Annotated in this window: 13 protein-coding genes and 3 pseudogenes; 6 read left to right on the plus strand and 10 right to left on the minus strand. The window is 66.1% G+C overall.

The genetic code is table 11. The annotated features are described in order from the left end of the window. The 5 genes from A9513_RS11485 to A9513_RS11505 all read left to right on the plus strand — a co-directional run. Positions 1–466: response regulator transcription factor (locus A9513_RS11485; RefSeq protein ID WP_141678382.1), on the plus strand; the 466-nt coding region annotated here is incomplete at its 5' end. A 111-nt stretch (positions 467–577) separates the two neighbouring features. Then, the gene (locus A9513_RS11490; RefSeq protein WP_037006588.1) at positions 578–1,915 is read left to right on the plus strand and encodes a coniferyl aldehyde dehydrogenase; all 1,338 of its coding nucleotides are present in this window, start codon (positions 578–580) and stop codon (positions 1,913–1,915) included. A gap of 48 nt (positions 1,916–1,963) precedes the next feature. Beyond that, entirely contained in the window at positions 1,964–3,049 is a 1,086-nt protein-coding gene (locus A9513_RS11495) for a Zn-dependent alcohol dehydrogenase (protein WP_038803184.1), read from the plus strand. 48 nt (positions 3,050–3,097) lie between these two features. Further along, entirely contained in the window at positions 3,098–4,297 is a 1,200-nt protein-coding gene (locus tag A9513_RS11500; protein ID WP_065084794.1) for an acyl-CoA dehydrogenase family protein, read from the plus strand. Positions 4,298–4,309: 12 nt separating this feature from the next. Beyond that, entirely contained in the window at positions 4,310–5,455 is a 1,146-nt protein-coding gene (locus tag A9513_RS11505) for an acyl-CoA dehydrogenase family protein (protein WP_065084795.1), read from the plus strand. A gap of 48 nt (positions 5,456–5,503) precedes the next feature. On the opposite strand, the gene A9513_RS11510 is transcribed toward A9513_RS11505, so the two are convergent. After that, on the minus strand, positions 5,504–5,845 hold the full coding sequence (locus tag A9513_RS11510) for a hypothetical protein (RefSeq protein ID WP_024762824.1): 342 nt from the start codon (positions 5,843–5,845) through the stop codon (positions 5,504–5,506). A 121-nt stretch (positions 5,846–5,966) separates the two neighbouring features. Between A9513_RS11510 and A9513_RS11515 the strand changes: the two genes are divergently transcribed. Further along, on the plus strand, positions 5,967–6,740 hold the full coding sequence (locus A9513_RS11515) for an ABC transporter ATP-binding protein (RefSeq protein ID WP_065084831.1): 774 nt from the start codon (positions 5,967–5,969) through the stop codon (positions 6,738–6,740). 218 nt (positions 6,741–6,958) lie between these two features. Here A9513_RS11515 and A9513_RS11520 read toward each other — a convergent pair whose 3' ends face one another. From A9513_RS11520 to A9513_RS11555, 9 genes and pseudogenes are all read right to left on the minus strand, one after another. Then, positions 6,959–7,150, minus strand: coding sequence for a hypothetical protein (locus A9513_RS11520; RefSeq protein WP_065084796.1), 192 nt, complete (start codon positions 7,148–7,150; stop codon positions 6,959–6,961). Next, entirely contained in the window at positions 7,147–8,343 is a 1,197-nt protein-coding gene (locus tag A9513_RS11525; protein ID WP_065084797.1) for an MFS transporter, read from the minus strand. The genes A9513_RS11520 and A9513_RS11525 overlap by 4 nt, the downstream gene beginning before the upstream one ends. A gap of 51 nt (positions 8,344–8,394) precedes the next feature. Next, positions 8,395–9,105, minus strand: a pseudogene (locus tag A9513_RS11530) (PepSY-associated TM helix domain-containing protein); the annotation flags it as partial. Positions 9,106–9,315: 210 nt separating this feature from the next. Next, a pseudogene (locus tag A9513_RS36465) lies at positions 9,316–9,429 on the minus strand (FecR family protein); the annotation flags it as partial. A gap of 203 nt (positions 9,430–9,632) precedes the next feature. Next, positions 9,633–10,040: pseudogene (locus A9513_RS11535) on the minus strand (sigma-70 family RNA polymerase sigma factor); the annotation flags it as partial. Positions 10,041–10,135: 95 nt separating this feature from the next. Continuing rightward, a complete protein-coding gene (locus A9513_RS11540; protein WP_065084798.1) occupies positions 10,136–11,077 on the minus strand; it encodes an aldo/keto reductase in 942 nt (313 codons plus the stop codon). A 10-nt stretch (positions 11,078–11,087) separates the two neighbouring features. After that, complete coding sequence (locus tag A9513_RS11545; protein ID WP_065084799.1) at positions 11,088–12,704, minus strand: gamma-glutamyltransferase family protein; 1,617 nt, start codon at positions 12,702–12,704, stop codon at positions 11,088–11,090. A gap of 17 nt (positions 12,705–12,721) precedes the next feature. Further along, positions 12,722–13,807 carry a polyamine ABC transporter substrate-binding protein gene (locus tag A9513_RS11550; protein ID WP_065084800.1) on the minus strand — a complete coding sequence of 362 codons (1,086 nt, stop codon included), beginning with the start codon at positions 13,805–13,807 and terminating at the stop codon, positions 12,722–12,724. 21 nt (positions 13,808–13,828) lie between these two features. Further along, complete coding sequence (locus tag A9513_RS11555) at positions 13,829–14,608, minus strand: amino acid ABC transporter ATP-binding protein (protein ID WP_038803185.1); 780 nt, start codon at positions 14,606–14,608, stop codon at positions 13,829–13,831. Position 14,609: the final 1 nt, after the last annotated feature.

Consider the following 14,609-nt stretch of genomic DNA (forward strand, 5'->3'; position numbering starts at 1 on the left):
GGAAGCCGCCCGCCGACTGGCCCTCGAGTATCCGTTAGGAAGCGTCTTCTCCATCATGCTGCCGCCAACCCTGCCTCACCATGTCCAGTGGTTTGCGGCGATGGCGGAGCACAATCTGGGGCTTCGGGAGCAATCGCGGGCGCGGCTACAGGTGCTCGCCGAACACTGCCGGCTGGCTGGCTTCCTTCAGTTGCAGACCGAGGTGCTGGCGTTCCTTCGGCAGTGTGGTGCTGCGGACGAAGGCGAAGGCGCGGACGCTTGCGGCTACCAGGAAGAGCTCACTGTGCGGGAGGTGGCGGTGCTCGAGCTGCTGGCCGAGGGGCTGTCGAACCAGGAAATCGCCGACGCGCTCTTCCTCTCGGTGAACACCGTCAAGTATCACGCCAAGAATATCAATGCGAAGCTCGGCGCCACCCGGCGCACCCAGGCCATCGCTTGCGCCAAGGCTCGGGGCCTGCTGGCCTGAATGGAACGCCACCTGATCCGGGTGGCGTGTTCCTACAGACGAAACCTCAACCATTGCAGCCACTCCCCGGCGGCGGATGCCGCCCGATCATGCACAACAGGAGCTTCTGCAATGAGCACCCACGAGTACCTGGACGAGGCCGCGATTCGCGCCTTGCTGGAGCGCCAGCGCGCCGCGAGCCGGGCCAGCGCGCCGCCGAGTGCCGAACAGCGCGGCGAACTGATCGACCGCGCCATCGAGCTGCTGGTGCGCTATGAGCAGCCCCTGATCGAAGCGCTCAATGCCGACTTCGGCCAGCGCAGCCCGACCTTCTCCCGGCACAGCGACGTGTTGTCGCCCTTGGCGACCCTCAAACAGACCCGCGCCGAACTGGCCGGGTGGATGCAGCCCGAGCGCCGCCCGGCACCCCGTGGCGAGGCCTGGGTGGAATACCAGCCGTTGGGCGTGGTAGGTATCGTCACCGCCTGGAACGTACCGGCCAACATGGTCTTCAAGGGCCTCGCCGGCGCTCTGGCGGCGGGCAACCGGGTAATGATCAAACCGTCGGAATTCAACCCACAGACTTCGACGCTGATTGCGCAGATGATCGGTGAGGCCTACGCCCAGGACGAAGTGGCGGTCGTCACCGGCCCCGCGGAAGTCGGCCAGGCATTCTGCCGGCAACCCTTCGACCACCTGATGTTCACCGGGGCAGCGAGCATCGGCCGCCACGTGCTTCGGGCCGCGGCCGAAAACCTGGTTCCGGTGACCCTGGAGCTGGGCGGCAAGTCGCCGACCATCATTTCCCGTTCGGCGGACCTGAAGACCGCGGTGAGCAAGATCATCGTCGGCAAGCTGATGAACGCCGGCCAGCTGTGCGTCGCACCGGACTATGTATTCGTCCCCGAAGAGTCGATGGATGCTTTCGTCGAGATCGCCCGTGCGTTAGTAGGCAAGGTGTTCCCCACCCTGGCCGGCAACCCCGAGTACACCGCGATCCTTAACGACCGCCACTATCAGCGCCTGCAAGGGTATCTGGAGGAGGCGCGTGCCGCAGGCGTCGACGTGGTCGAGCTGAACCCGGCCGGTGAAGTGCTCGATCCTGCGCGCCGCCTGATCGCCCCGACCCTGCTGCGCAATCCGGATGATCGATTGCAGGTCATGCAGGACGAGATATTCGGCCCGCTGCTGCCGATCAGGCCCTACCGCGACTTCGCCGAGGTCATTGCCTGCATCAACGCGCGCCCGCGCCCGCTCGGCCTGTACTGGTTCGGCAGCGATGCCGACGAGGAGCGCCAGGTGCTCGAGCGCACCTGCTCCGGTGGCGTGACGCTCAACGAGGTGATGCACCACGCCGGCCTGGAAAGCCTGCCCTTCGGCGGCGTCGGCCCCAGTGGCATGGGTGCCTATCACGGCATCGACGGCTTCCGCACTTTCAGCCACGCCAGGGCGGTTTATCGCGCGGGCTGACCGCTGCGATTCACCGCTGTCGATTTCCCCTACTCGAGAACGAACATCATGAAAGCAGCTGTATTCCATCAGGTCGGCGCGCCGCTGAGCATCGAGGAAGTCGGTATCAGCAAGCCGGGGCCACGCGAGGTCTTGATCCGCACCGTCGCCGTCGGCGTCTGTCATTCCGACCTGCACGTGATCGACGGGTCCTATCCGTATCCGGGCCCGCTGGTGCTCGGCCACGAGGCGGCCGGTATCGTCGAGCAGGTCGGTGCGGAGGTCCGCACTGTCAAGCCCGGCGACCATGTCGTGACCTGTCTAACGGTCTTCTGCGGCCATTGCGAACACTGCGTGACGGGTCACCTGTCGCGCTGTGTTTCGCCGGAAACAAAGCGCGGCAAGGACGAGGAGTCGCGTCTGACCTACGTGCAGAAGCCGATGCCGCAGTTTGTCAACCTGTCGGCCTTCGCCGAGCAGATGCTGGTACATGAGAACGCCTGCGTGGCCATCCGCCGCGACATGCCGCTGGACCGTGCTGCGCTGCTGGGCTGCGCTGTCACCACCGGCACCGGCGCGGTGTTCAATACGGCCAAGGTGCGGCCCGGCGAGACGGTCGCGGTGATCGGCTGCGGCGGCATCGGCCTGGCTGCGATCAATGGTGCGGCGCTGGCCGGGGCAGGGCGGATCATCGCCATCGACATGCTCGACTCCAAGCTTGAGCTGGCCCGCCAGTTCGGCGCCACCGACGTGGTCAACGCGAAATCGGGCGATGCGGTGAAGCAGGTGCAGGAGCTCACCCGTGGCGGGGTCCAGCATTCCTTCGAGTGCATCGGCCTCAAGCAGACCGCCGAGCAGGCCTTCGCCATGCTGGCACGCGGCGGCACCGCCACCATCATCGGCATGATCAAGCCCGGCCTGAAGATCGAGGTCGACCCCTATCAGTTGCTCCACGAGCGCCGGCTGCAGGGTTCGCTGATGGGCTCCAACCGTTTCCCGGTGGACATGCCGACGCTGGTGGATTTCTACATGGCCGGCCGCCTCAAGCTCGACGAAATGATCTCCCAGCGTATCCGCCTGGAGCAGATCAACGACGCCTTCGACGAATTGCGGCGCGGCGAGCTGGCGCGCTCGGTGATCGTCTTCGACCAATGACCCGCACGGGCCGCCCCAAGCGGGCGAGCCCCTGCCAGGAGTTCGCTGATGGATATCCATTTCACGCCTGAAGAACAGGCTTTCCGCGAGGAGGCGCGTGCCTTCCTGCGTGCCGAGCTGCCCGAGCGGCTGGCGAGCCGCATCCTCCAGGGCAAGCGCCTGAGCAAGCAGGACCAGGTGCTGTGGATGCGCAAACTGAACGCACGTGGCTGGCTCGCGCCTGGCTGGCCGGCCGAGTACGGCGGCCCCGGCTGGAGTGCCGTGGAGAAGCATATCTTCGAGGAGGAGTGCTTCGCCGCCGGGGCGCCGCGAGTGGTCGCCTTCGGAGTGAAGATGGTGGCGCCGGTGCTGATCCGGTTCGGCACACCCGAGCAGAAGGCGCGTTTCCTGCCGCGCATCCTCGACAGCTCCGACTGGTGGTGCCAGGGCTATTCCGAGCCGGGGGCAGGCTCCGACCTGGCATCGCTGAAGACTCGCGCGGTGCGTGAGGGTGACCACTATGTGGTGAACGGCCAGAAGATCTGGACCACCCTGGCGCATTACGCCGACTGGATGTTCTGCCTGGTGCGCACCGACCCGGATGCCGCGCAGCAACGCGGCATCAGTTTCCTGCTGGTCGACATGAAGACGCCGGGCATCACCGTGCGGCCGATCATCACCCTGGATGGCGAGCACGAGGTCAACGAGGTGTTCTTCGACAATGTGCGCGTGCCGGCGGAAAACCTGGTGGGCCGCGAAAACGAAGGCTGGACCTGCGCCAAGTACCTGCTCACCCACGAGCGCACCAGCATCGGCGGCATCAACCAGACCAAGGTGTTGCTGCGCAAGCTCAAGCAGGTGGCCGGACAAGAGTTGCGCAATGGTCGGCCACTGATCGAGGACCCGCTGTTCCGAGCTCAGGTCGCTGCCGTGGAGATGCAACTGATGGCCGCTGATATGAGCAACCTGCGCGCACTGGTAGCCGCCCGCGATGGCGGGGTACCGGGTGCGGAGAGCTCGATCCTCAAGATCAAGGGCACCGAGGTGCGCCAGCAGATCGTCTATCTGCTGACCAAGGCGGTGGGCGCCTATGCGCTGCCGTTCCTGGAGGATGAGCTGGGCTTCGAGGCATCGCAGGAACCGGTGCTGCACAGCGCTGACAGCGCCACTGCCACCTACCAGTACCTGGATTCGCGCAAGGCTTCGATCTATGGCGGCTCCAACGAAATCCAGAAGAACATCATCGCCAAGATGATCCTCGAGCTGTAAGGAGCCCACCGCATGGACTTCAAATTGACCGAAGAGCAGCAGATGCTGCAGGACACCGCAGCCCGCCTGGTGCGTGACAACTATGCTTTCGAGCAGCGCGAGGCCTATCGGCGCGAGCCTGGCGGTTTCAGCCGGGCATTCTGGGCCCGGCTTGGCGAGCTGGGCCTGTGCGCGGTGCCGTTCGAGGAGGTCCATGGCGGCTTCGGCGGCCAGGGTGTGGAAATGGGCCTGATCTGCGCCGAGCTTGGTCGTGGCCTGTGCCTGGAGCCGTACCTGCAGTCGGTGATTTTCGGCGGCGGCCTGCTGGCGCAATTGGGCAGCGCCGCGCAGCGTGATGAGCTGCTGACTCGTGTGGCCGCAGGCGAGTTGCAACTGGCGGTCGCCCTGGAGGAGCCGCAAAGCCACTATCAGTTGCACGATGTTTGCTGCACCGCGAGCCCGGCCGCCGGCGGCTGGTTGCTGGACGGGCGCAAGAGCGTGGTGTTCGGTGGCCAGAGCGCCGGGTTGATCCTGCTGTCCGCGCGCACCGCCGGCGGCGCCCGGGACGAGCAGGGCATCAGCCTGTTCCTGGTCGATCCGGCCAGCACGGGCGTCGTCCGGCGCGAATTTCCCACGCTCGACGGGCGCATGGCCTGCGAGCTTTACCTGGACCAGGTGTTCGTCCCGCGTGCCGCGCTGCTGGGCCTCGAGGGCGAGGCGCTGCCGGCGTTGCGCTACCAGCAGGGCCGGGCCATCGCGGCGCAGTGCGCCGAGGCGGTCGGCAGCATGGAAGCCGCCTGCGCGCTGACGCTCGATTATCTCAAGACCCGCCAGCAGTTCGGCAGCGTCATCGGCAAGTTCCAGGCGCTGCAGCATCGCATGGTGGATATGCGAATCGAACTGGACCAGGCCAGCTCCATGGCACTGCTCGCGGCCTGCATGGCGGACGAGCCCGACAGCGATGAGCGCAGCCGGGCGTTGGCCGCGGCGAAGTACATCGTCAGCCGCGCCGCGCGCCTGATCGCCGACGAAAGCGTGCAGCTGCATGGTGGCATCGGCCTGACCTGGGAGTACCAGCTATCGCACCACGCCAAGCACCTGTGGATGGTGGCGCGTCAGTTCGGCGACGATGATCATCACCTTCAGGTCTTCAGCGAACTGATGGCGCCGGCAGACTGAGCAAGCGTCCAGGAGTCCCTTCTCGGGCCACCGCGGGTGGCCCTTTTTTCAGGGTGTCGGGGTGGAGGTCATCGCCCAGGTGATGAAGCCGGCATTGAAACCGGTGAACACCAGCGCGAACAGGAATACTGCATCAGCGATGTGCATCATCCGCCGGCCGCGCAGGGTACGGTGGGTGCGCAGGCTCCAGTAGGAGCAGAAGGCCGAGACCACATAGAACATCATGTTGACGGCCACCATGTCATCGATGATCAGGTCTTCCCGGCGCAGGGTGAGGATCACCCGTATGATCCCGATCACGGTCAGGCACACGCCGACCATGGTGGCCGAGACGGAGAAGATGTGGACGCAGATGTCGTCGTCCAGGGAGGGCGTTTCCGGCTCGTTCATGACGCGCGCTCGCTGTCGTGGAAGGTGTGGAAAGCGTAGTTCCGATTCAACCAGGGCTTGAGTCGCTCGCCCAAGGAGCCTACTGTCAGCGGCTGCCCCAGGCCCGGATATGAAACGCCCCATGATCGACTTCAACAACGTCACCGCCTACCAGCAGCAGACCCGCGTGCTCGATGGTTTTTCCCTGCATATCGGCGAAGGCGAGAAGGTCGCCATCCTCGGCCCCAACGGCGCCGGCAAGAGCACGCTGCTCAAACTGATCAGCCGCGAACTCTACCCGGTGGATCGCCCGGACAGCTCGCTGAACCTGTTCGGTCTGCAGAACGTCACCCTGTGGGACCTGCGCAGCCGCATCGGCTTCGTCTCCCAGGACTTGCAGGAAGACTACACACCCTTCACCCAGGCGCTGGACGTGGTGATCTCCGGTTTCTTCGGCGCCATCGGCAGCCACGGTCACCTGCAGCCAACGCCGGAACAGGCGGAGAAGGCGCGCGAGATGCTGGGCCAGGTGGAGATGGACGGCTACGCCGAGCGCATGTTCCAGCGCCTGTCGACCGGGCAGAAGCGCCGCCTGCTGCTGGCCCGCGCGCTTATCCACGAACCCCGCGCGCTGATTCTCGACGAGCCGGCCAATGGCCTGGACATGGGCGCCAGCCTGCAGATGCTCACCCTGCTTCGACGCTTCTGCGGCCCGGAGCACGCGATGATCATCACTACCCATCACCTCGACGAGATCATTCCGGAAATCGAACGGGTGGTGCTGATCGCCAACGGCAAGGTCGTGGCCGACGGGCCGAAGGCGGAGATTCTGACCAGCAAAAACCTGTCGGCGCTGTACCAGGCTCCGCTGAAAGTGACCGAGCAGGATGGCTGGTATCGCTGCTGGCATGCGTGATTCGATGCTGGCCTTCTGAGCCAGACCAACCCTGTCGCGGACGTGCGTTCATGGAGGCTCCTGCAGGAGCAGACTCTGTCCGCGATGGGCGCCTGCGCGTGCCGATCCTCGATCGGATTTTTGTCCAGCGCCCGCCACTGCGCCTGCATCGCACGAATGCGCTATCCGCTGAGCCTTGCCGGCGGGGACGCCGAGCAGGCAGGTGCGGCTGGGGTCGATCAGCCCGAAGTCACGCACGCCCACCGGATAGGGCCGCTGGACTTGGGCATCGGTGACACCGGGAAGACGCACAAGGCGGCGACGGCCACACTCACCAGCAGGGTGAAGCATATCCCCGACCAGACCGGTACCCGCGCAGGGCGCTTTTTCCGCAACAGCAGCCAGGGCAGCAGGCCGGCGGCGATCGTCATGCAACGGCGCCCTTGCGCGGCAGCACGGTCCAGACCACGCCAAGGACCAGCAGCACGGCAATCAGCAGGTAAGGTGCGCGGCTATCGACCTGGTGCAGCAGGGTGCCCAGCAGCGGGCCAGTGATCATGCCCAGACCGTGCACGGCGACCAGGCTGCCGGCGGCGGCGCCCTGTTCGTCGGCTTCCACGGCGTTGGCGTTGAGCGCCGAGACGGCGGGGAAGACCCAGCCCATGCCGGCAGCAGCGACGAAGCACGATGCGTAGAGCATCCACGGTGCGACGGCGATGCATACCGAGGCAAAGCCCAGTGCCGAAATCACGCCGCCCACGCCGATCAGCCGCAGCGGTGCCCAGTTCAGCTTGCGTACCAGCATCTGCGCGCAGATCAGCGCCACCCCCACCGAGGTCAAGGCGATGCCGGCGACGCGGGCGGCATCGGCGGGCGGCAGTTGCAAGCGGTCGAGGGCGAAGAAACCGACGGTCATCTGTGCGACGGTGACGCAGACCATGGCGATAAAGCCCAGGGTCAGCGAGCGGCGCAGACGCCGGTCGCTGATTGCCAGGGCAGGGCCCTTGCGTTCGCTGAGGCGCTGGCTGTCGGGCAGCCATTTCCACAGCACGGCCAGGGCCAGCAGCGGCAGCAGGCAGGTGAGCAGCAGCGGCAGGGCCAGACCGAGCATGGCCAGCAGGCCGGCGAAGCTCGGGCCGACCACCATGCCCACGGCGCTCGCCGCGCCGAGCCCGGCCATGGCGGAAGCGCGCTTGTCGGCGCTGACATGGTCAGCCACCAGTGCCGCCGAGCAGGCCGGCACGGCGGCGTAGAAACCGCCCGCCAGTCCGCGCAGTGCAACGATGCCGATGAATGCCGGCAGCGGTGACATCGAGGTGTTCAGCGCCAGCGCCATGAAGGCGCAGAGCAGGGCGTAGGTCAGCGCAAAGCCGGCCAGGCCGCCGAGCAGCACGCGGCGGCGGCCCAGGCGGTCGCTGGCGATGCCCCAGACGCGGGCCATGAACATCCAGGCGATGCCGCCGACGGTCACCGTCATGCCCGCCTGCCAGGGCGCCAGTCCCAGGGTGCGCGCCACCGGGCCGATCAGCGCGACGAAGGACATCACGGCCACCGTGCAGACGAAAGTCTCGAACATCAGCGGGCGGAGGTTCAGGGTCGGCGCCTGGGGTGGCATGGCGGTCATTTCAGCGGGTCTCCTTGGGTCGGCGGGGCACTCTCATCCCTACAAAGACGATCAGCAGCAGCGGAACACCAAGGGAAATCCACGACAGCACGTCGAAAACCCCATATCCAGTTCCGCCAGGCGTTTCTCGACGGGCGTGCGGCGTCGGCCAAGACAAAGGTACAGGCCGCTGGCGAGGATGACGATGCTGACGATATCCAGCAGCGCCCAGACGATCTTCAGCGGCATGCCGCCGTAGTCACCGAAGTGCAGCGGCTGGGACAGCAGCGTCTTCACGTACAGCGGCATCTCGCGCATGTCGGTCAGTTCGCCGGTTTCGGCATCCACCAGCGCGGGCTTGAGCAGGCGTTCGGTGAACGGCGTGTTGCCGCGCATGAACACGGCGTAGTGTTGCTTGCTGCTGAACTGCGTGCCGGGGAAGCCGACGAAGCTGACCTCCATGTCCGGCGCGGCCTTGCGGGCGGTATCGATGGCCTTGTGCTGCGAGCCGAGGCTTTCCAGCGGCGGCGCGTCCTTGTGGGGCGCGGTCATTTCCGCCAGCTGGCCACCTTGCCAGAGCATCAGGATCGGCAGCGCCAGGGTGTTGATCACCCCGGTGACGCCGACCACCAGCACCCAGGCGAGGGTGACGATGCCCAGCACGTTGTGCAGGTCCAGCCACTTCGGCCGCGAGCTGCGCTGGGAGCGCACGGTGGCGAAGTCCAGCTTGCGCATGAACGGCGTGTAGACCACCACGCCGGAGACCAGCGACGCCACCAGCAGCGTCTGCAAGGGCATGCGGTCGGCCATCAGCATGCCGTGGGTCCAGGCGTCCGGGGCCGGCGAGGGGGCGACCGAGGTGATGCCCAGTGCTGACAGCAGCACGGAGTCCCCGGCGCCCAGCCCTTGGCCGGCTCCGTGCGACGACACTGCTTCGACGCGGCCCTCGAGAACGGCAACGCGGGTCGCCCCCTGGTCCTGGCGCACATTGAAGCGCGCTTCGCGGGGCGTGACCAGGAAAGGCCGGCTGTCCACGCGCGCATCGAGGAAGATCTCCCCCCGCAGCAGGTGCACCAGGCGCGGCGCGGGAGTGAAGGCGATGTCCACGGCACTGTCGGTGTTGAGCGTCAGCAGGCTGCCATCGGGCAGCAGCCATTTGCCAACAGCAGGGCAAGCTGCTTGAGTGCCCGGCAGCGGTCGAGCTGGCGTTCACGGCCCAGGGTTGGCATGGCCAGTGCGGGCGGCAGGCTGCCGAGATGCCCCATCAGGCGCTCGGCACGATCCCAGGGATACGCCCAGGCGCTTGGCGATAGCCCCTCGACCTGTGCCAGCAGGAAGGCCTGGCGCACCGGGTCGGGCAAGCGCGAAAGCAGGGTGTCGATCTCGTGCAGGGTTTCCAGCACCAGGTAGCGCTGCTCCGGCGAAGGCGCGAGTTCTTCGGGGATGCTGGCGAGGGCTTCGAGGTAGGCGCGCTCCAGCGACTGGCGCTGGAACCAGTTGATCATCAGCCCCTTGGCCACCGTGGTGAGATAGGCTCGCGGCTCGCGAGCCTCCAGCACACGGCGTGAACCAAGCAGGCGGGTAAACGTGTCCTGGGCCAGGTCCGCCGCCTGTTCGTGGCAGCCCAGGCGGCGACGCAGCCAGCCCTGCAGCCAGCCGTGATGGTGCTGGTAGAGGTCACTGACAGCAGCGTGGAGCGGAGCGTCGACCGGGGACATGGCAGAACTTTTATCATTTGAGAATACTTCTCATGATAGAGGTTGCCAAGGCCTGCTCACAAGCCCCCGGAAGGAGGCGCGCTTGTGGCAGTTGCTCAGGATATTCGGCTGGCGAGGTCGAGCATTGCCAGGTGGGAGTCTGAAAGGCTCAGTCGGGTCGCTCGCACCAGACTGGCTAGCTGGTGTTCGCTGGTGGCGCTGGCGATGGGGGCGGTGATGCCCGGCTGTTGGCGCAGCCAGGCGAGGGCGACCTCGGCCGGCGACGAATGGGTTTCCTCGGAGACCTGGTCAAGCGTCGCGAGAATCTTCAATCCTCGAACATCGAAGTAGCCCTCCAGGTCTTCGCCACGAGCACTTCCAGTGAGGTCGCTGGGGGCGCGGTACTTGCCGGTGAGAAAGCCCGAGGCGAGGCTGAAGTAGGTCACCACGACGTCTCCGTGCTCGGCGGCGAAGGTGGCGGTTTCCGTTTCGTGGCCCGTGCGGTCGTAGAGGTTGTACTGGACTTGCAGTGCGGAGTACGCGGGGAGGTCGTTACTGCGCGCAGTTTCCGCGGCCGCCTCCAGTTGGTTTCGGCTGAAATTGGACGCACCGATGGCGCGCACTTTTCCCGAGGCGATCAACTCTTCGTAGGTACGCAGGGTTTCCTCGTGGGGCGTGCTGTCATCCGGGTAATGACTGAAGTACAGGTCGATGTAGTCGGTGCCCAGGCGCCGAAGGGAGTCCTCGACTCCCTGCAGAATCCATCGGCGCGACAGGCCGCGCCGCTGTATCGAAAGTTCGGCGCCGATCTTGGTGCATAGCGTCACCTCGGTGCGCCGGCCTGGTTGGCTGGCGAGCCAGCGGCCGATGATGGCCTCCGACTCGCCACCCTCGTGACCCGGCACCCAGACTGAGTACATATCCGCGGTGTCGATACTGCTCAGCCCCGCGTCGAACGCCGCGTCCAGTAGGCGTCGAGAAATGGCTTCGTCCACCGTCCAGCCGAACACGTTGCCGCCCAGTATCAGTGGCGAAAGGTTGAGGTCACGAGCATGCATGGCTTTCTCCTCAGCACACCGCGATATGCGAATCCGCGCGCGGTTCAGTGCCGCCGCAGAGCACGCCGGTCTGCGGGTCGCGGACGATGATCTGGCCGCGGCCGTAGTCGGTGAGGTCGCAGGCAATCTCCACCTCGTGGCCGCGTCGCGCCAGGCCGAAGGCGAGATCGCGGTTGGCGTGCTGCTCGATGCCGACCTTCATGCCACCCAGCCATTGCCAGCGCGGGGCGTCCAGCGCAGCCTGCGGGTTGAGGCCGAAGTCCACCAGGTTCATCACCATCTGCACGTGGCCCTGGGGCTGCATGTAGCCGCCCATCACGCCGAACGGGCCGACGGCCACGCCATCCTTGCTGAGGAAGCCGGGGATGATGGTGTGGAAGGTCTTCTTGCCCGGTGCCAGGGCGTTGGAGTGCGTTGGGTCGAGGCTGAATTCCGAGCCGCGGTTCTGCAGGCCGATACCACTGTCGGGCAGTACCACGCCGGAGCCGAAGCCGTGGTAGGCGCTCTGGATGAAGGAGACCATGTTGCCTTCGCCGTCGGCGGTGGCGATGTACACGGTGCCGCTGGAGAGTGGGTCGCCATGCCTGGGTTCGGCGGCACGCTCGCCGATCTCGGCGCGACGGCGTGCGGCATAGTCATCGGAGAGCAGCGCGGCGGTGCTGACCCGCATGTGCTCGGCGTCGGTGATGTAGTGCAGGCCGTCGGCGTAGGCCTTCTTCATCGCTTCGAGCTGACGGTGCCAGGTGAGCTGGCTGTCGCGCTGGTCGAAGTCGTAGCCCTGGAGGATGTTCAGGGTCATCAGGGCGATCAGGCCCTGGCCGGCCGGCGGGATTTCCCAGACGTCATAGCCGCGGTAGTTGGTCTTGATCGGCTCTACCCACTTGGGCTTGTAGCCGGCCAGGTCAGCGGCGCTCAGCTCGCCACCGGTGGCGGCAGAGTGCGCGGCCAGGCGCTGGGCGAGGGCGCCACGGTAGAAGCTTTCGCACTTCGTCTCGGCCAGCTCGGCGAGGGTTTTCGCCTGGGCCGGGTTGCGGAACAGCTGGCCGGCGCGCGGCGCTTCGCCGTTGACGGTAAAGGTGTCGAACCAGGCTTCCAGGGCCGGCACGGCGGCGCGGCTTTCCTGGTATTCGCGGCGGGCGATTTCCCATTGGTGGGCGACCACCGGGGACACCGGGAAACCGTCGCGGGCGAGGGCGATGGCCGGTTGCAGAAGGTCGGCGAAGGGCAGCTTGCCGAAGCGTGCGGACAGCTCGGCCCAGGCCGAGGGAATGCCCGGCACGGTGACTGGCAGCCAGCCGTGAACGGGCATCTTGTCGTGGCCGGCGGCTTTCACCTTGTCGATGGAAATGGACGCCGGTGCGTGGCCGCTGGCGTCCAGGCCGTGCAACTGGTCCTTGACCCAGACCAGGGCAAAGGCGTCGCCGCCGATGGCGCAGCCGGTGGGTTCGACCACGGTCAGCGCGGCGGCGGTAGCGATGGCGGCGTCGATGGCGTTGCCGCCGGCACGCAGCATGGCGATGCCGGCCTCGGCAGCCAGGGGCTGCGAGGCGGCGACCATGCCGTTACGGGCGAACACGCTCTGGCGCTGGGAAGCGTAGGGGTACTCGTGGGCAGAGAAGCTCAGCATGGAAAACTCTCTTCGGTTCAGCGGTCAGTCTTGATACGGGTCCATTCGCGGGTGATCACGCGCTGGATTTTCGGCGGCAGGTCGGCGGAGACGTAGAGCTTCTCGATCACCGCGTCGCTGGGGTAGATGCCGGGGTTGTCACGCACTTTCGGATCGAGCAGCGGTGTGGCGTCCGGGTTGGGGTTGGCGTAGCCGACGTAATCGCTCACCGGGGCGATCACTTCCGGGCGCAGCAGGTAGTTCACCAGCTCGTGGGCGCCCTTGGGGTTCTTCGAGTCGCGCGGGATGGCGAGCATGTCGAACCACAGGTTGGCGCCTTCCTTGGGAATCACGTAGCGCACGTCGATCTTCTTGCCGGCTTCCTGGGCGCGGGTCTGCGCCTGCATGACGTCGCCCGAGTAGCCGACGGCCACGCAGATGTCGCCGTTGGCGAGGTCGGTGGTGTACTTCGAGGAGTTGAAGTAGGTGATCGACGGGCGCAGCTTCTGCAGCAGCGCGGAGGCCTTGGTGTAGTCCTCGGGATTCGTGCTGTTCGGGTCCAGGCCCAGGTAGTGCAGCGCCTGCGGGATGATCTTCACCGGTGCGTCGAGGAAGGCCACGCCACAGCCGTGCAGCTTGGCGAGGTTTTCCGGCTTGAAGATCAGGTCCCAGGAATCCAGCGGCGCGTTGTCGCCGAGGGCGGCCTTGACCTTGTCATAGTTGTAGCCGATGCCCACGGTGCCCCACATGTAGGGCACGGCGTACTGGTTGCCCGGGTCGGCGGCTTCCAGGCGCTTCATCAGGCGCGGGTCGAGGTGCTTCCAGTTGGGCAACTGGGCGCGATCGAGCTTCTGGTACACGCCGGCGTTGATCTGCTTGGTGAGGAACTGGCTGGACGGCACCACCAGGTCGTAGCCCGAGTGCCCGGAGAGCAGCTTGGCTTCGAGCATCTCGTTGGTGTCGAAGACGTCGTACTGGACCTTGATGCCGGTGTCCTTCTCGAAGTTCTTCAGGGTGTCCGGGCCCATGTAGTCGGACCAGTTGTAGAAGCGCACCAGCTTGTCGTCGGCTTGCGCGGCGGTGGCGCAGGCGAGAAGGGTGAACAGCAGAACTCCATTACGCATGAGCTTTCCTTTCTTCATTAGTCAGAGAACACGGCTGAGGAATTCCCGCGTACGCGGGTGGTGCGGATTGCCGAAGACCTGCGCGGGCGGGCCTTCTTCGATGAGTTCGCCCTGGTGCAGGACCACCACGCGGTCGGCCACTTCGCGGGCGAAGCCCATTTCGTGGGTGACCACCACCATGGTCATGCCTTCGTCGGCCAGCTCCTTCATCACTTGCAGCACCTCGCCGACGGTTTCCGGGTCGAGGGCGCTGGTGGGCTCGTCGAAGAGCATCGCCTGGGGCTTCATCGCCAGGGCGCGGGCGATGGCCACGCGCTGCTGCTGGCCGCCGGAAAGCTGGCCGGGGTAGTGCTCGGCCTTGTCCGACAGGCGCACGCGGGCGAGCAGCCGGCGCGCCTGCTCCAGCGCTTCGCCCCTGGAAACGCCGAGCACCTGGGTCGGCGCTTCGATGATGTTTTCCAGCACGGTCATGTGCGGGAACAGGTTGAAGCGCTGGAACACCATGCCGATGTCGCGGCGACGGCGGGCGATGTTGCTTTCCGAGTCACGCACCAGCTTGCCATCGGGACGCTCGCGGTAGCCCATCAGCTCGCCGTTGACGCGGATGCTGCCGCCCTGGATGTCTTCCAGGTGGTTCATGCAGCGGATGAAGGTGGTCTTGCCCGAGCCGGAGGCGCCGATCAGCACCACCACTTCGCCGCGGTGCACTTCCAGGGAAACACCCTTGAGGATTTCCAGCTCGCCGAAGGCCTTGTGCACGTCGCGGGCCTGGATCACCACGTCTTTCATATCCGGGATCATC

The organism is Pseudomonas sp. AU12215 (assembly GCF_001675465.2).
Taxonomy (GTDB): domain Bacteria; phylum Pseudomonadota; class Gammaproteobacteria; order Pseudomonadales; family Pseudomonadaceae; genus Pseudomonas; species Pseudomonas nitroreducens.